The organism is Pseudoalteromonas sp. SR45-6 (genome assembly GCF_014163545.1).
Taxonomy (GTDB): Bacteria; Pseudomonadota; Gammaproteobacteria; order Enterobacterales; family Alteromonadaceae; genus Pseudoalteromonas; species Pseudoalteromonas rhizosphaerae.
This window is the reverse complement of the sequence record NZ_JACJDM010000008.1, coordinates 12937-29909: the sequence shown is the minus strand read 5'-3', so window position 1 is coordinate 29909 and position 16973 is coordinate 12937. Positions and strand designations below refer to the sequence as shown.

Annotated in this window: 17 protein-coding genes; 14 read left to right on the top strand and 3 right to left on the bottom strand. The window is 36.7% G+C overall.

The genetic code is table 11. From position 1 onward, the window contains the following. Position 1: 1 nt before the first annotated feature. From H5158_RS05765 to H5158_RS05700, 14 genes are read left to right on the top strand one after another with little or no spacing between them, the layout of a single operon-like run. Positions 2 to 997: a GDP-mannose 4,6-dehydratase gene (locus H5158_RS05765; RefSeq protein ID WP_182739661.1), complete on the top strand. Its 996-nt coding sequence runs from the start codon at positions 2 to 4 to the stop codon at positions 995 to 997. After that, positions 975 to 1667, top strand: a complete 693-nt coding sequence (locus tag H5158_RS05760; protein ID WP_259399423.1) for a class I SAM-dependent methyltransferase — start codon at positions 975 to 977, stop codon at positions 1665 to 1667. The genes H5158_RS05765 and H5158_RS05760 overlap by 23 nt, the downstream gene beginning before the upstream one ends. Further along, positions 1667 to 2623 carry a thiamine pyrophosphate-dependent dehydrogenase E1 component subunit alpha gene (locus H5158_RS05755; RefSeq protein WP_169019240.1) on the top strand — a complete coding sequence of 319 codons (957 nt, stop codon included), beginning with the start codon at positions 1667 to 1669 and terminating at the stop codon, positions 2621 to 2623. Before H5158_RS05760 ends, H5158_RS05755 begins: the two co-directional genes overlap by 1 nt. Next, the gene (locus H5158_RS05750) at positions 2613 to 3668 is read left to right on the top strand and encodes an alpha-ketoacid dehydrogenase subunit beta (RefSeq protein WP_076923526.1); all 1056 of its coding nucleotides are present in this window, start codon (positions 2613 to 2615) and stop codon (positions 3666 to 3668) included. Before H5158_RS05755 ends, H5158_RS05750 begins: the two co-directional genes overlap by 11 nt. Further along, positions 3668 to 4438, top strand: coding sequence for an SDR family oxidoreductase (locus H5158_RS05745; protein WP_145239465.1), 771 nt, complete (start codon positions 3668 to 3670; stop codon positions 4436 to 4438). Before H5158_RS05750 ends, H5158_RS05745 begins: the two co-directional genes overlap by 1 nt. Beyond that, a complete protein-coding gene (locus tag H5158_RS05740; RefSeq protein ID WP_076923528.1) occupies positions 4439 to 6217 on the top strand; it encodes a thiamine pyrophosphate-binding protein in 1779 nt (592 codons plus the stop codon). Beyond that, on the top strand, positions 6217 to 7065 hold the full coding sequence (locus H5158_RS05735) for an FkbM family methyltransferase (protein ID WP_145239468.1): 849 nt from the start codon (positions 6217 to 6219) through the stop codon (positions 7063 to 7065). Before H5158_RS05740 ends, H5158_RS05735 begins: the two co-directional genes overlap by 1 nt. A gap of 3 nt (positions 7066 to 7068) precedes the next feature. Continuing rightward, positions 7069 to 8124: an alcohol dehydrogenase catalytic domain-containing protein gene (locus H5158_RS05730; protein ID WP_182718196.1), complete on the top strand. Its 1056-nt coding sequence runs from the start codon at positions 7069 to 7071 to the stop codon at positions 8122 to 8124. Further along, complete coding sequence (locus tag H5158_RS05725; protein ID WP_182718197.1) at positions 8121 to 9569, top strand: PfkB family carbohydrate kinase; 1449 nt, start codon at positions 8121 to 8123, stop codon at positions 9567 to 9569. Before H5158_RS05730 ends, H5158_RS05725 begins: the two co-directional genes overlap by 4 nt. Next, complete coding sequence (locus H5158_RS05720) at positions 9566 to 10285, top strand: nucleotidyltransferase family protein (protein ID WP_145239477.1); 720 nt, start codon at positions 9566 to 9568, stop codon at positions 10283 to 10285. Before H5158_RS05725 ends, H5158_RS05720 begins: the two co-directional genes overlap by 4 nt. 30 nt (positions 10286 to 10315) lie before the next feature. Next, a complete protein-coding gene (locus H5158_RS05715; protein ID WP_182739660.1) occupies positions 10316 to 11773 on the top strand; it encodes an AMP-binding protein in 1458 nt (485 codons plus the stop codon). Beyond that, positions 11773 to 12030, top strand: coding sequence for a hypothetical protein (locus tag H5158_RS05710; protein WP_182718199.1), 258 nt, complete (start codon positions 11773 to 11775; stop codon positions 12028 to 12030). The genes H5158_RS05715 and H5158_RS05710 overlap by 1 nt, the downstream gene beginning before the upstream one ends. Beyond that, positions 12023 to 12757, top strand: a complete 735-nt coding sequence (locus H5158_RS05705; RefSeq protein ID WP_058559738.1) for a hypothetical protein — start codon at positions 12023 to 12025, stop codon at positions 12755 to 12757. The genes H5158_RS05710 and H5158_RS05705 overlap by 8 nt, the downstream gene beginning before the upstream one ends. Further along, positions 12754 to 13584, top strand: a complete 831-nt coding sequence (locus H5158_RS05700) for an AAC(3) family N-acetyltransferase (RefSeq protein WP_182718201.1) — start codon at positions 12754 to 12756, stop codon at positions 13582 to 13584. Before H5158_RS05705 ends, H5158_RS05700 begins: the two co-directional genes overlap by 4 nt. On the opposite strand, the gene H5158_RS05695 is transcribed toward H5158_RS05700, so the two are convergent. From H5158_RS05695 to H5158_RS05685, 3 genes are read right to left on the bottom strand one after another with little or no spacing between them, the layout of a single operon-like run. After that, positions 13566 to 14945: an FAD-dependent oxidoreductase gene (locus H5158_RS05695; RefSeq protein ID WP_182739659.1), complete on the bottom strand. Its 1380-nt coding sequence runs from the start codon at positions 14943 to 14945 to the stop codon at positions 13566 to 13568. The genes H5158_RS05700 and H5158_RS05695 overlap by 19 nt on opposite strands. A 51-nt stretch (positions 14946 to 14996) precedes the next feature. Beyond that, on the bottom strand, positions 14997 to 15662 hold the full coding sequence (locus H5158_RS05690) for a class I SAM-dependent methyltransferase (RefSeq protein ID WP_182739658.1): 666 nt from the start codon (positions 15660 to 15662) through the stop codon (positions 14997 to 14999). 1 nt (position 15663) lies between these two features. Next, positions 15664 to 16971 (bottom strand): DUF4910 domain-containing protein, encoded by a 1308-nt coding sequence (locus H5158_RS05685; protein WP_182739657.1) that lies wholly within the window; start codon positions 16969 to 16971, stop codon positions 15664 to 15666. Between the last annotated feature and the right edge of the window lie 2 nt (positions 16972 to 16973).

Sequence of the window (16973 nt, the reverse complement as noted above, 5' to 3'; positions counted from 1 at the left end):
TATGAATGACTCATCAATTTTAGTTTTAGGAAGCAATTCATTTTCAGGGGCATCATTTTGTGCGCATATGCTAAAAAATGATCAGCAAATTGTTGCTGTTAGTCGCTCATCAGAACCTAATTCAGCATTACTACCATATAGTTGGCAAAAAAATGCAGATAAATTGCAATTTAGCCAACTGGATATAAATCATCATCTGCAAAAAATTATTGATATTGTTAAACAGAAAAAAATTAAAAAAATTTATAACTTTGCTGCACAAAGCATGGTTGGTCAAAGCTGGCAACATCCTGAACATTGGTTTATGACTAACACTGTTTCAACGATAAAGTTACACAATTCTCTCCGACAATTAGATTTCCTTGAAAAATATATCCATATATCAACACCCGAAGTGTATGGTAGTTGTAACGGATTAGTACCAGAGCATACTAATTACCAACCCAGTACACCTTATGCAGTCTCCCGTGCTGCAGCAGATATGAGTCTACATACATTCGCAGATGTTTATAACTTTCCAGTGGTATTTACACGAGCTGCCAATGTTTATGGCGAAGGCCAACAGCTTTATCGCATAATCCCTCGTACTATTTTATATGCCTTACTAGGCAAAAAATTGCAGCTGCATGGCGGAGGGCATTCAACACGATCATTTATACATATTGACGATGTATCTTCAGCGACACAACTTATTGGCGAAAAGGGTAAAAATGGTGATATTTACCATATTTCAACAGATAAAATGATCTCTATTCGAGTACTCGTTGAAACAATCTGCAATATGCTTAAGCTCCCATTTGAACAAGTGTGCCAATCGACTGAAGATCGATTAGGAAAAGATGCAGCATATTTATTAGACACAAAAAAAATTCGCTCCGAGCTAAATTGGCAAGATTCTATTTCATTAGAAAACGGCTTAGAACGAACAATTTATTGGATGAAGCAAAATTTAGATGTACTCGCCAAGCAAGAACATGACTATATTCACAAACCTTGAGGTAATCATGATAGGACAAGAAATAGATTTACTAAAAAATTACCCTAAGTCTAAGCGTGATCTTTCTGGTAGATTAGAAGCCAAAAGTGAAGCAGTTAGAGCTATAGCGCGCCAATTTGACGAGGAATTCTTTGATGGTGATAGAGAGCACGGCTATGGTGGTTTTAACTATCATTCACGGTTTTGGCAGCCAGTCGTGCCTGACTTTATTACGCACTTTGGCCTGCAAGAAAATAGCAGTTTATTAGACGTAGGCTGTGCAAAAGGATTTATGCTTTATGATATTTTACAACAGCTACCAACAATGATATTGAGTGGAATAGATATATCCCATTACGCATTAGACAATGCCAAACAGGAAGTAAAGCACTTATTACAACAAGGTTGCGCTACTAAATTACCTTTCGAAGACAATAGTTTTGATACTGTAATATCAATTAACACTATTCATAATTTAGATCTTAATAATTGTGCAAAAGCACTGCAAGAAATAGAGCGAGTTTCTAAAGCTAAAGCATTTATTACTGTTGATGCATATAGAAATGAACAAGAAAAAGAACGCATGGAAGCCTGGAATCTAACAGCCAAAACAATGATGCATGTTGATCAGTGGAAAGAGTTTTTCAAAGATACAGGCTACACTGGCGATTTTTATTGGTTTATACCCTAATGAAAAAACTTGATGCATATTTCGAATCATTAAGAATTCGAAAAATAGAAGAAATGATAGCCTTACGCTACCCTGAGCAAGAAATGAGATGCCCAACACATCTGTCAATAGGTCAAGAGCTAGTACCTGTTGTTGTTTCTAATTTTTTATCTAAAGATGATAAGGCTTTCAGTTCACATAGAGCACATGCCCACTATCTAGCCAAAGGCGGATCATTAAAGAAAATGATAGCTGAATTATATGGCAAGGCGACAGGCTGCACAGGTGGCAGAGGTGGCTCTATGCACTTAACAGACTTGGATTGCGGTTTTATAGCTAGCACTGCAATTGTGGGTAATAGTATACCACTGGCGGTTGGCAGTGCGCTAAGTCAAAAACTACAAAATAGCAATTTTTTGACCGTAAGTTATTTTGGTGACGGTGCAACGGAAGAAGGCGCTTTTTACGAGTCGTTAAATTTTGCAGCAGTTAAATCTCTTCCTATATTATTCATATGTGAGAATAACCGCTATTCAGTGTATAGCCCATTAGAAGTTCGCCAGCCGGTTAATAGAAGCATTACGGATTTATCGCAATCAATTGGAGTTGAAAGCTTTCACGCTGATGGAAATCTTTTAATACCACTAACCCATGCCGTTGAGAGTGCTATTGAATATATTAGAAAGAATAATGCCCCAGCACTCTTAGAGCTTGATACATATCGTCACAGAGAGCATTGCGGTCCTAATTTTGATGATGACTTAAACTACAGAGCCGCAGGTGAAGTCAAAACATGGCTTGAAAAAGATCCGTTAAAATTATTATTCGCGGAACTATCAGCAGATCAACATTTCGAGAAAACTCATAACGAAATGATTATCAAAATAAAAAATGAAATAGAAGATGCTTTTCTTTTTGCTGAAAATAGCCCTTTTCCAAATCCACAGTTAAACGAAGAGTTTCTTTATGCAAAATAAAACAACAACATTCGCTGAAGAAATAAACCAAGCACAGCACTGTGCCATGGCTGAAGACGATAGCATGATTTGTATGGGATTAGGTATTAATGATCCAAAAGCTATTTTTGGTACAACTACAGGCTTACAATCAAAGTTTGGCTCAGACCGTGTCTTTGATATGCCAACATCTGAAAATGCAATGACGGGTGTAGGGATTGGCGCAGCTATTACTGGCACACGTGTATTAATGACCCATCAACGAGTCGATTTTTTCTTGCTTGCCATGGACCAACTTGTAAATAATGCCGCTAAGTGGCACTACATGTTTAATGGGCAAATGACTGTACCTTTAACAATACGTTTAATCATAGGTAGGGGTTGGGGTCAAGGACCCACTCATCAACAAAGCTTGCAATCATGGTTTGCACATATCCCTGGACTTAAAGTTGTTACTCCAAGCTTAACTGATAATGTAGGACAGCTACTTTATCAAAGTATAATGGATAATAATCCAACTATTTTCCTTGAACATCGATGGCTGCATAACCAAAACATCGACAAAGAAACGTGCGTCGATTACAACTCAAACATGCAAACAACGAGAGTCATCAAAGAAGGTGAAGATGTCACTATCATCGCTAATAGCTATATGCTCCTAGAAGCCATACACTGCCACAACTTCCTAAAAAAACAAGGTGTTAACTGCGAGGTAATTGAGGTATCTGAACCGACAAATATTGATTGGCAAACTATTTATAACTCTGTCAATAAGACTCAAACCTGCATATGCACTGATATAGGACATAACTCATTTTCTGTCTCTAGTGAAATTTCAGCAAAAATATATGAAGCATGCTTTACTTCCTTAAAAAAACCAATAAAACGAATAGCACTCCCCTCTTACCCTGAACCTACGAGCTTTGGATTAACAAAAAAATACTACAAAACCAGAACTGAGATTACTAAAGCTGTATCTGAACTCCTTGATAGGGAAATATTTATGACCGAAGATGTAGAATTTCCTCACGATGTTCCTGGTAACTGGTTTAAAGGCCCGTTTTAATGAATCGAGTATTAATTACAGGAATAAATAGTGGTATTGGGCAAGCACTTGCTGAGCGCTTAAGCCAAAATACGATTATTCACGGTACTTATCGAGGGCGAAAATCAAACTTAGATTTTGCTGAACTAACAAAAGTTGATTTTAGCTCACAAAAAAACGTTGACGATTGGTGCCATAAAACGAACTTTTCAATATATGATAGTATAATTTTTGTTCATGGCACACTCGAGCCAATCGGTTCTCTATCAGATTGCTCTTATGACGATTGGGAAAATGCATATAGAATTAATTACTTATCTATAGTGCAAGTGTTAAGTTCAGCAGTTCTAAAAATGAAATCAAACTGCAAAATCCTGACTTTTGCTGGCGGAGGCGTCAATAGCGCCCCGACGAAGTTCAACTCTTATATAAATGCGAAAGTAGCATTAATAAAAATGACTGAAGTTTTAGCTGCTGAATATCCCGATTTAATCTTTCTAAATGTTGGTCCTGGCTGGGTAGATACACCTATTCACCAACAAACACTCCACGCAAAAGAAATAGTGCCGGAAGCATATAAGGAAACAGCCAGAAGATATGAGGAAAATGACTTTGTGTCTATGCAACTGGTCATCGACTCCTTAATTTTTCTTCTTGATAATGCAAATAGTAAGTTTAGTGGACGAAACTATAGCATTGCATCCAAAGAAATTTTTCATGAGGATTTTTTGGAGTCTCTTGAAAACCCAAATATCTACAAATTGCGTAGACTCAATAAAGAGCATACATAAATGAAACTAACGGATTATATTGCATCTTACCTTGCTCAATTAGATATCAAGCATGTATTTGTTCTGCAAGGCGGTGCTGCTTTACATTTAATTGACTCAATTGAAAAACACCCTTCGCTTTCAGCTATTGCAATGCAACATGAGCAATCATGTGCGATGGCTGCTGATAGTTATGCAAAAACACACCATGTACTAGGCGTGACTATAGCCACATCAGGCCCAGGCGCTACAAATTTATTAACAGGTATCGCAAGCTCCTACTTTGACTCTGTAGCTACTTTACATATAACTGGAAATGTAGCTTCATTTAGGCAATCGCATAAATTAGGGGTTCGCCAATATGGTTTCCAAGAAACCGATATTGTTTCTATGGCAAAGCCAATAACAAAGTACGCAATACAATTAAAAAGACCTAATGACATTATCACTGTATTACCTGAAGCTATAAAAGCAGCATTAAGTGGCCGGCCAGGGCCTGTGTTAATAGATATTCCTGATGACTTTCAGCGAGAGATATTAGATATAAAAAAAATACCATTTGAAGCTTTTAATCAATCAACTGTAAACCATAAAGTAATTCAAGAAAACATATTTAATAACTTCATAGTGTCATTAAAACAAGCGAAAAAACCTTTATTTATTCTTGGTGCTGGGTGCCATAACTCAGCAGAACGGTTAATTTCACTTGCAACAAAACTAAAAATCCCCTTTCTATCGACTTGGCCGCTCAAAGGGATTGCAAATCATGATGACGAGCTAAATCTAGGGAATTTTGGAACTCATTCTTTACGTGGGAATAATATCGTTTTACAAAATTGCGATTTTATCATTTCTATTGGGTGCAGACTAGATTCAAAAGCCACAGCAAAATTAGATACCTTTGCACGTGAAGCTAAAATCGCAATGGTGGATATTGACCATAACGAAATAGAGAAATTTGCCCAATTAGGCAAAGTAATCAACTATCAATTTCCTGTATCTGTACAAGTTTTTTTAGATGCTTTTTCACTGCATTGTGAAGATTTAATTGAAATATTTAAAAATAACGATGTGTGGCTAAATTATATTACGGATGTCACACAAGAGTTTAACTACATACCTGAATATAATTACGGTGGTGTAAACCCATATTTAGCTGTTGAGTTGTTTAGTGGTGCTTTCTGTGATGACCAAAATATATGTGTGGATACAGGTACTTGCTTACCTTTAACTCTTGTCTACGGTAAAGAGAAAAAAGGCCAGCAGTATATTTCTTCATATAATAATACCCCCATGGGCTATGCTTTACCTGCATCGATTGGTGTTGCCCTAGCAAAAGAAAAAGAAGTATTTTGTATAGTTGGCGATGGTGGTTTGCAAATGAATATCCAAGAACTTTCAACGTTAAATCACTTGAAACTTCCAGTCATTATTATTGTATTTAACAATAGTGGTCATTGTATGATAAAACAAACCCAAGATGATTGGCTAGACTCAAATTATTTTTCTGCTGATTGTAATAATGGCTTGCCTCACATAAATTTTTCTGAAGTTGCTAAAGCTTATGGGATCGACTCTGAAAAAGTTGAAAATAATGAGCAATTAAAATTATTAGTAGAACGTTTACACCTTCGCATGGATCAAGAAGGGCCAAAGCTTATCGAATTAGTAATTAACCCAAACTTTAGATATGAACCGATTATCAAGTATGGCAATCCATTAGAGAATATGAGCCCTGAACTTGCTTACATAAAACAAAAAAAAGCTATGCTTATACCCAGTTTGAAGGAAAATCTATAATGATAAACTTACACCAAGAGCTGGTTATGCTAGCTAGGAATACACAATCACACGTACAATCAAGCAGTGATTACCAGCTTCTTAACAAAAAACTATCAAAAGTAATTGCCAGCGCTTATAACACGACATCAACACCAACATTTTTATTAACGGATAATATTACATTTTCTCTTCCGTATTACGATATGGGCAATATTAATACGACTCATTTGTTTGGTATTGATGAGCTAATCATTTTAAGCTTTTACTTGAAAAATAAAAATAACTATAAGAATGTGTTAGATCTTGGCGCTAATATCGGTCTGCATTCAATAGTGCTGAGCTTATTAGATTATCAAGTTACATGTTTTGAAGCGGACCCTGAAACATTCCGCGTTTTAAAACAAAACCTAGAATTAAATAATTGTAAAAAGATTAAGCCAATAAATGAAGCCGCGGCAAGTTTTGATGGCAAAGCTGAATTTACACGAGTATGTGGAAACTTAACTGGAAGTCATTTGAGCGGCGCAAAAAGTAATCCCTATGGAGAGCTAGATAAATTTGAAGTTAAAGTTAATAACATAGGTAATATAGCTAAAGAATTTGACTTAATTAAAATTGATATTGAAGGTCAAGAAGCAGATGTATTAACTTCAATTTCTTCGGAGGACGCTTTAAAAATTGATTTTATGATGGAAATTAATGGCGAAAAAAATGCAAAAACTATTTTCGACTACAGTTTACAAGTCGGCTTAAATATTTTTCTTCAAAAAAATGATTGGAAAAAAGTGAACTCTCTTGCCGAATTACCCCTAAGTCATAGAGAAGGTAGTGTTTTCCTTTCTAGTAAAAATAAGATGCCTTGGTAAAATATGAATATTCCAACTTATTTTAAAGCAGGTGTATTAATAGATATAGAGCAGCCCCTTCAACTACTCGATTTAAAAATACCGTATTTGAAAGATAATCAAGTTCTGGTGAAAATGCATATGGCTGGCTTGTGTAGAAGCCAGCTGATGGAGAGTAAAGGCCTTAGAGGAGAAGACAAGTATTTGCCCCACTTAATGGGTCATGAAGGTGTAGGTGAAGTAATAGCAGTTGGCAATAGTGTTACCAAGGTTAAACAAGGAAATCGTGTCGTTCTTGGTTGGCTAAAAGGCAGTGGAATCGATTCCGGTGGGACACATATAATTAGCAAAGAGGGTCAAATTATCAATGCAGGTCCAGTTACGACTTTTTCAGAGTACTCTGTTATATCTGAGAATAGAGTAACCATTTGCCCTGAAGGTATTTCAAATGAGTTAGCTGTTTTACTCGGTTGCGCCCTCCCCACAGGAGCCGGTATGGTTCTTAACCAGATACAACCACACTCTAATAGTAATGTGATATTAATCGGACTAGGTGGTATAGGCATAAGTGCACTATTAATGCTTAAACATTTCAGACCAAAAAAAATCATAGTTGTAGATATTGAACAATCTAAATGTGACTTAGCACTACAACTAGGCGCCGATGAAGCTTATTTATATGAAGAAGCAAGCCTAGCTTTACTCAAAGAGCAACACCCTAACGGCTTTGATTATGCTATTGAGAGTGCTGGACTATGTGAAACCATAGAATTCGCTTTTAATAATATACATAACAGCGGTAAATGCTATTTTGCCTCACATCCAAAAACTGGCGATTTTATAAAGTTAGATCCTCATCAACTAATTTGTGGAAAGCAAATTTTTGGAACTTGGGGAGGTAATTGTAATCCAGACAAAGATTTAAAATCGATTGCAGATATTATTCAAAAACTTGAAATATCTATTAATTCTTTGATAAGCCATCGCTATTCTTTGAATCAAATCAATGAAGCAATATCGGCGCTCGAACGAAGAGAAATTACCAGAGCCATCATTACTTTTGAGAATATTGAAGTATGAATAAGCAAGTCCTTGTTCAAGGAAATTTTGACATTTTACACCCTGGCCACATTCGCTTACTTCGTTTTGCAAAAGAGTGTGGTGATAAACTAATTGTTGCTGTTAACAGCGACAAATCTATGGGGTTAAAGAGTCGGGTAAACGAACAACATCGCCTAGAGATGGTTCAATCCCTCGAATGTGTGAATGAAGCATTTTTATCAGATTTAACTCCAGCAGAAACCGTAAAGAGCCTCAAGCCTCATATTGTCGTGAAAGGTAAAGAGTTTGAAAGTAGGCACAATCCTGAGCATGCTCTTGTTGAAATGTACGGAGGAAAGCTTATTTTTGGCTCTGGTGAGTTCGAATCTAATTCCGAACAATATATTACAAGAACAATAAGCCATGGTCATAACTTTGATTATAAAAAATGCCAAAGTTATGCAACAAGGCATCAGTTTAATTATCAATCAATCAACACGGTATTTTCTCAATTTAGTGAAAACCGTGTTGCTGTAATTGGCGAAATAATCGTCGATGAATATATCCAAGGTACTGCGGTAGGCTTATCTCAGGAGGATCCTACCATAGTGATGACACCAGATAGAACGGATACATTTTTAGGCGGAGCAGCAATTACAGCAGGTCATATAAAAGGGCTAGGAGCTAATCAAGTTACGCTTTTCTCGGTACTTGGCAAAGATGATAAAGCTGATTACGTAAAAAATCATATTAACGCATACAATATTGATACTATACTTTTCGATGATGGCAGTCGCCCAACACCATTAAAATCACGATATAGAGCTGGCAATAAAACACTTCTAAGGGTCAATCAAGTTCGACAGCATAAAATTTCTAAAGAAATTCAAACAGATTTATACATGCAACTTGAAAGTAGTATTAACAACTTCGATTTACTGGTATTTTCTGATTTTAATTATGGATTATTACCTCAAACTCTGGTCGATAAAGTCATTGCTTTATGCAAAGAAAACAATGTACGTGTTGTCGCAGACAGCCAAACATCTTCTCAAGTTGGTGACATTGCCCGTTATAAAGATATGATGCTAATAACACCAACAGAAAAAGAAGTACGCGTAGCATTGAATAATATTGATGATGGTCTACCTATATTGGCCCAAAAACTTTGCGAAAAAGCAAATCCAACGTCTTTAGTTATTACCCTCGCAGGAGAAGGTATTTTTATCCATCTACCAGATCAAAACGGCCAATGGGAAAATGATATGCTTCCTGCGATTAACCGTAATGCGGTTGATCCTGCGGGAGCTGGTGATTGCTTCTTAGCTGCCAGTAGCCTGGCATTGTGCTCAGGTGCGACACCTTGGCAAGCTTTTTATATTGCAAGTATTGCAGCCGCTTGCCAAGTAGATACTCTCGGAAATCAGCCACTGTCCTTCAACACGCTACAGCAACGAGTACTGGAGTCATTCAAAAATATATGAAAGCAATATTGCTTGCAGCAGGGTTAGGCACTCGGTTAAAACCTTTGACTAATACAATTCCAAAATGTTTAGTGCCTATTAAAGGCAAGCCTTTATTGGCTTATTGGCTAGAAAAGCTCGATAAACTTGGTGTCAGCGACATACTCATTAATGTGCACTATTTCGCTGAACAAGTAGAAGAGTTTGTGTCAAAGTCCGAATACCGTAATAAAATAACAATCGTTAGAGAGAAAAAGTTACTCGGTACAGGCGGCACTTTGATTAGTAATAAAGAGTTTTGGCATTGTAGTCCCACAATGGTCATTCATGCTGATAACTATTGCGAAGATACCCTTACTAATTTTGTAGAAGCCCATTCAAAAAGGCCCAAAAAGTGTGATGCTACGCTTTTACTTTTTGAATCTGCTTCTCCCTCCTCATGTGGTATTGTTGAACTTGATTCAGACGCTTCAATCCAAAGGTTTCATGAAAAAGTATCCAATCCACCAAGTAACCTAGCAAGCGGGGCATTGTTTTTATTCTCCGCAGGAGTGTATGAAAAATACTTTTCACACTTTAAACAGGAAAGCTTCTATGAAATTAGCCACGACATGGTGCCTTTATTATTGGGCAGTCTTTATAGCTATAAAACCCATCTGAGATATATAGATATAGGCACTCCACAAGCTTATAATAAACTTCAAACTGAATTGCTGGCTATCAACAAACCTGCTTAATATTAAGATAAATAAAAACTAGGATATAAAGTGAAGTTATCTGAAAAACTTAAAAACAGCATTGCAAGCCATGCAAAACTTCCTGCAATTTTTGTTGATAATCAATACATTACTTATAAACAGCTTGCAAGTTACGCTAATAATATTAACACGAGCGAAATAAGTGAAGCTGAGCAAGTTGGAATTTTAAGTTACCGAGATACTCACTATTATAGCGCCGTACTTGCCTGCGCTTTAGATTCACGAACATTTATACCACTTGGGGTAAAACTGCCAATAGCTAGATTGGCTTCTATCATAAAGCAAGGCAACTTAAAGTATGTTTTATACAGTAAAAAATATTTGTCGATCAGCCAAGCATTAATAAAAGCACTCCCAGATAGAGTATTTGTATGTTTGGACGATATAGTCAATAAAAGCATTGTATCAACTAAATCACTACAAGCTCGCAGCCTATCCAATATCGCTTATGTTTTATTTACTTCAGGTTCTACAGGCTCACCAAAAGGTGTGCCTATTAGCATTGCGAATCTTAAGTCTTATCTTGATACTATGTGTGAGTCTTTACCCCTCAGTAATACAGATAAGGTAAGCCAAGTATTTGATCCAACGTTTGATCTAAGCATGCATGATATATTTGTTACTTGGCTGCAAGGTGCTTGTCTTTATGTAGTGCCTGAAACCGCTATATTTGCGCCAGGTAAATTCATTAAACAACACGGGCTTACAGTGTGGTTTAGTGTCCCTTCTACTGTATCAATTATGGCTAAACTAGGAATGCTTAAAAATGATGCCTATCCTAGCCTTCGTGTGAGTCAGTTTTGTGGTGAGCCCTTACCTAGAACACTCGCTCTGCAATGGCAAAAAGCAGCACCAAACAGCAAGGTTATTAATTTATACGGACCAACTGAGGCTACAATAGCATGCAGTAGATATGTATTTGATTGTAATGATGATAGTGATAGTAGCTATATTCCCCTGGGTAAAGCACTTAAAAACATGAGCTTTGATTTAGATGCACAAGGTGAGCTTTTGATTTCGGGGCCTCAAGTATTTTCTGGGTATTTAAATGACAATATTAAAACTCAGCAATGTTTAATTAAAACAAATAACATTACCCATTATCGAAGTGGTGATCTCGTAAAGCGTGATGCTCAAGGAGTATTTCACTATATTAGCCGTGTAGATGACCAAGTTAAAATCCAGGGATACCGCGTTGAGCTATCCGAAGTAAATACACTAGCACAAAATTTTTTATCAAACCCTTTGGTACAGGCTATAGCAACGCCAATACAACAACCTCAAAGTTTGACTTTATTTATTTGTAATCCAGCCGATAAAGAAAGTGAGCAAACACTGATTGATTACTTAAAGCAACAGCTGCCACTTTATATGGTGCCCAAAAAGATTATATGGATCGATTCCATGCCACTAAATAGTAATGGTAAAATTGATAAGAGCGCCCTACATACCATGACGGAGAAATAATGAGCTTAACAAATTCGATTGAACAAGCTATCAATAATAAATTAATAGAAAAGCATGGTGAGCAAATACTCGTATCATTGAATAAACAGGATAGTTTAATAAGTTCAGGTCTTTTAGATTCACTTGATTTTATTAGTATGTTGATGGAAATAGAAAACAGCTTAAATCTTGATATTGATTTTGAAGAAGCAGACCCTGTGCAATTTACATCTTACAGTGGCCTAATAAAGCTACTTAGTGAGTCTACTAATGCCTAACAAAGTGAACTGGCAAGAAATATATAATACGGAATATGTAAATGCTCCTGAGTGTTGGAAAACATGCGGTGGTTACTGCTGTAAAAATTTTTACGGAGAGCATTTTAATATCCTAGACAAAAGCGGTGTATCTTTACCTCTTCTTGAAAATGAGTATGAGTACTATAAATCAATTGGTGGTATTAAAAACATTACTACACCAGCAAAAAAGCGCACATTTACGCTTTCAAACGGTAAAAGCTTCAGTATCTACTTGCTCTCTTGTCAGTGTGGTGGTTTATGTGAACCTCATGGACACAGACCCTTAGTTTGCAGAATATATCCCTATTTCCCTATAGTAGATGCGTTTGGTACTGTTATTGACTTTGAGTATTCCGCTTTAATGGATCTTTTTTACCGTGATCCTGATAATAACCATAAATGTACGCTGGTTAGAGAGCAAGCCATAAAGTTGAAACGTGAACTTACAGTTTCTATGAAACCACTATTACGTGACCCTGAAGTAGTTTTTATCTTTAGGTGTTTGAAGGAGCTTGTAGACCGCCTCAAAGAAAAAATGGGGGGCTTTATTGATACCTTAGATGAATCACAGAAAAAAAAGTTTATTGCTAAATATGAATGGATGATTCTGTCAGGCAAGCCGTGGAAAGATCCCGCTTTTTCAAAAAGAATTGACACTATCTACGACGAAGTGAAAGCAGCTTTCGGCAATGAGGACTTTTTGTGAGAAGTATCAGCCAAGAACAAATTATTGCAACATTACATTCAGTTGGTATCAACATGAATGATAGTGTGTTTATACACTCTTCATTATTTACACTTGGCGCTATAGAAAATCACTCAGTAAAAGAAGTGCCTGAGGCGTTTCTAAACAGCTTTAAAACTGCAATTGGTGATAACGGTAATATATTTATGCCAGCCTTTAATTATCAATTCCCACGCAGTCGCAAAGAAGATTTGCGCTCACAAGAATGTGTCTTAGGGTATTGGCCTGAGTGGTTTCGACAACAACCAAATGTAGTACGCTCAGGGCACCCTATGTTCTCAATCTGCGGTTTAGGGCCTGATGTGGCAAAAATCTGTTTACCCAAAAAACCTGAATATTATGCCTTTGCAGAAAACTCAACGTTTAGTAGGTTAATAGAACAAGATACAGTGCTTGTACTGCAAGGCATTGGCCTTAGAGTCGCCACGGTGATTGTTCAAATAGAAGCAATGTTAGGATTAAAATACCGGTTTAATAAACCTTTTACCGGTGTGACAACGCTCACAAATGGAGAAGAGGCTAACGGTACTTTTTACCACTTTTGCTTTCCTATAAATAATGCCTACAGGGAAGACTATTCCAAGTTAGAAGCTGCATTATTAAACTCAGGGATTATGAAACAAGCCCAACTTGGAAGATCATTTATCTATACAATAAAGATGAAAGCACTTTATCATTTTGTAAAAGACTTTGTTGCTGATAACCAATTTGCATTGCTTAACTGTAACCCATCTGAACTATATCGTTTTGATAATGGAAAAGAAGTCTCTTATTCTGTCGATAAATAATTGTTTATATCGTTATATGCGGCAACAAGTACATCAGCTTGTCGCCATTGTTTACCGCCTGATCTGCCTGAAATAATTATATTATCGACACTGTTTTTTAATGTATCAAAATTAGCTTGATTATTTTTTTCAAATTCTAAAGTTGGCACAGGAAAAGTGCCATGTATGACCTGTTTAATATGACTGATACATGTAGCATCTTGGCCGACAACTTGCATTTTCTTTAATGTATTCACAATTTCATCCACGTCATACTGCTCCACCTCTTCTGGCCTGCATAATATTTCTGCCGACAAGTTCGCATGCTGACTTTTAGTGCTGAGGTTAGGGTATAACGTCAACCTAAATATATCCGTTTGATGATCCCACACCCATAGATAATGCGATTTTTGATCAAGTAAAGGCAAGTCAAAATTCAAATGAAATACAATAGCAGTTCTCAGTTCTGGCTTGTTATAAACTAAAGGTAAGCCTAATGCTTTTAAGGCAATAAACGGAGGAGCACTCCAAAATAACAACTGACACTCAAGGATTTCTGCTTTATTAGTAAGCTTTACTCCCGTGATCTGCCGTCCATTAGTCTCTATCTTCTCTATTGATGAAGAAAGTACAACCTCAACTCCAGCGCTTTTAACTTTAGTTACTAAATACTCAACCCAAGACTCAATGCCTTTATTTTCTAATGGATAAAAGTAATTTGGAGTTTTTGAGTTGTCTTTGGTTTGTCTTTCATGAAAATGCGCTTGCGTTTGATATCCAATTTTAGCATCAAAAGTAGGAATATTTTTCAGTGCATTTGCAACATCGGGCTCAAAAGCAAGAATGCGAGTAAAGCCAAATAGTCCTGCTGCGACCGTTAATGTATTTAAATCTGTATGTTTACCATAGAGCTTATACAGAATTGGTTTAATAATATGCTGGGTAAACGTCTTGCCTAATGTTTCTTCGCAATAAGGGAGTATAAGCGAACTGCCACTAGAAGAGGTTGCTTGAATAAGCTCAGCACAACCTTGATAATACTCTTCGCTTGGCAGTTTGTGACTATCTGGAAACGGAGAGTTTAAATCCCATTCACCGGCGAAGTAATTACCTGATTGCAGTTTTTCTATTACGTGCCAATAGTAATCACGATTTTCTAGCTCGCCAAATAACAGAGTATCAAGCGCTTCTATGCCCGTTGCGTTCGGTATATGTGATCCCATATCATAATATGCACCTAACTCATCTTTTATAGAACAAAATAATCCCCCAACACGCTCACTTTGCTCAATTATTGTAACTTTTTTAAAAGACTGTTTGAGTAGTAATGCCGCCATTAAACCACATACCCCACCACCAACAACGATAGCTGAATTTCGCATAATAATTCTCCAGAAACTAGTAAGTAGTAGCTATATGATAACCACTCATGATTACGTAATTTGAGCAATAGGTGATTTATATGCAACGATACTTCTTTGTGCAGAAGTGATCTTATCATTCTGATCATAAGAAACATCATACGATTGCTGCGTTATTGCAAATTTACTGAATAGTTCGCAAACATCTGCTTTAGAAGCAAAAAATAGGCCATCAATGTCAGTGAAATAATCCGGCGAAAATTGTCGCGCAAACCCATCATGCTGATATCCTGAGTTTATAAATGCAGGATGAGTATCAGCATACATAATAGAAAATATACAACCGCCTGGTTTTAACACTCGGTAAGATTCACTAAGGGCAACTAAAATATCTGAGCGAGGAACACAGTTTAAAGCGCTTCTGTCTATCACTAAGTCGAACGAATTATCTTGCCAAGGTAACTGAGTAAAATGACCATTAACTAAATCAGCTTTAAGTTGTAACCTTGTTAGACGCTCTTGAGCAAAATCTAAAGCAACTGAAGATATATCAATACCAGCAACATCAACTCCCTCTTCAGCCATAAAAACGATATTATTTCCAGCACCACAGCCTAACTCTAATGCGCTTAAACTTGAATTAGTGTGCCTTAATCGCATCACCAATGATACGATTGCATCATAAGGGTATTTATTTAATTGCCTGCCCTGCTGATAAATATTCTGCCAATTACCCATTTCACTTCATGACCAAGAGTGTTTGTTGCTCTAGCTTGTCAATTGCAGACGCCATATCTAAAACACTGCATCCATATTTATCCGCAATATCAATAGAGTCGTGCTCTCCATCACTATAATTTAATAACATCTTAATGTGATTAAGCTCATCGAGTTGGCTTACACGCTCTTTACTAAAAAAACTTAACGTTGGATACAACCCTTTACTACCTAAGTTAGGTTCACCAAAAGGTAGTGTATTCTCAAAAGTCGCAGCTTGTTCAAACGCCAAAAATATTTTCTCTAATTTATCAATACTATCAAGCAGTGGTTTTATTCCCATAAACGCTTTAGTATCAAGGGAAGTATGATACTGGTGGTAGCCAGAATGAAAACTACGGCTGACACAGCACACTGGCAATTGAAAGCCGGGAGAATTATATTGCCTTTCATCAGAACCACTTAAAGGACTAAATTGTATGTTTTCATGGTTATAATCATGTTGATTTAGATGATATAAAAGTTTATCTAGCATACCATTATCATTCCGACTATGTTTAAAAACTAATTTTTCAGGTTCTCCACCCATACAATTAATAACCAGTCCAGAAACCATGTTTGCAGTAAAATGCTCCCCCATTAAATGAAGCAATCCTAAACTACCTATTGTTTCAGGGTGTAATGCAAAACGGTAGGAGTAACGACGTTTTGGCCATTTTTTAATACGATTAAATAAGCCTAAAAGAACTAAAGGGCCGCTCAGCTCATTATTCGCCATTGATGGATGACATAGATATGAACTTAGTAATACTTCTTGTTTTGATTCACCATTTAAAACTGATTGGGCGATATCCAACGAACCATCTACAAACTGACTCCTAATTACAGCTTTGTATGTTCCCTCTTTAAGTTGTTCACGTATTTCATGAGCGATACAAAAACCCCAACGCTTTTTATAGTAGCTAGTAACATAAGGGATTGCCGTTGGCTGCTCAGGTAGGCTATATAAGTGCTTTTGAAGCTCTTCAAGGCTAAGCTCTATTTCTACAGATTCTGAGTAATTAACGACCTCAATATTCAATCGCTGCATATCAGCAATTTTCTCTCCATCAGGCCCTAATAAATAAGCATCTTCACAATGCCACTCCTTAGGTACAGTCCAATCAAATATTTTTTCACCAGAAGCAATAGAAGAAATATTAAGCGGCATATACCGCGAGAGAATACTATAACTTTGTCGTAAGCCTGGACCTGTTATAGAACGAAGAATAGGGAAAAGCTCATCAAATAACTCACTGTAGAAAGCCTCTGATTCTTGGTAATCTGTCACTA

Coding starts and splice junctions, on each gene's coding strand:
- H5158_RS05710 (WP_182718199.1), top strand. CDS start 11,773: ATGAGCTTAACAAATTCGATTGAACAAGCTATCAATAATAAATTAATA.
- H5158_RS05765 (WP_182739661.1), top strand. CDS start 2: ATGAATGACTCATCAATTTTAGTTTTAGGAAGCAATTCATTTTCAGGG.
- H5158_RS05755 (WP_169019240.1), top strand. CDS start 1,667: ATGAAAAAACTTGATGCATATTTCGAATCATTAAGAATTCGAAAAATA.
- H5158_RS05720 (WP_145239477.1), top strand. CDS start 9,566: ATGAAAGCAATATTGCTTGCAGCAGGGTTAGGCACTCGGTTAAAACCT.
- H5158_RS05705 (WP_058559738.1), top strand. CDS start 12,023: ATGCCTAACAAAGTGAACTGGCAAGAAATATATAATACGGAATATGTA.
- H5158_RS05735 (WP_145239468.1), top strand. CDS start 6,217: ATGATAAACTTACACCAAGAGCTGGTTATGCTAGCTAGGAATACACAA.
- H5158_RS05745 (WP_145239465.1), top strand. CDS start 3,668: ATGAATCGAGTATTAATTACAGGAATAAATAGTGGTATTGGGCAAGCA.
- H5158_RS05690 (WP_182739658.1), bottom strand. CDS start 15,662: ATGGGTAATTGGCAGAATATTTATCAGCAGGGCAGGCAATTAAATAAA.
- H5158_RS05730 (WP_182718196.1), top strand. CDS start 7,069: ATGAATATTCCAACTTATTTTAAAGCAGGTGTATTAATAGATATAGAG.
- H5158_RS05750 (WP_076923526.1), top strand. CDS start 2,613: ATGCAAAATAAAACAACAACATTCGCTGAAGAAATAAACCAAGCACAG.
- H5158_RS05695 (WP_182739659.1), bottom strand. CDS start 14,945: ATGCGAAATTCAGCTATCGTTGTTGGTGGTGGGGTATGTGGTTTAATG.
- H5158_RS05740 (WP_076923528.1), top strand. CDS start 4,439: ATGAAACTAACGGATTATATTGCATCTTACCTTGCTCAATTAGATATC.
- H5158_RS05760 (WP_259399423.1), top strand. CDS start 975: ATGACTATATTCACAAACCTTGAGGTAATCATGATAGGACAAGAAATA.
- H5158_RS05725 (WP_182718197.1), top strand. CDS start 8,121: ATGAATAAGCAAGTCCTTGTTCAAGGAAATTTTGACATTTTACACCCT.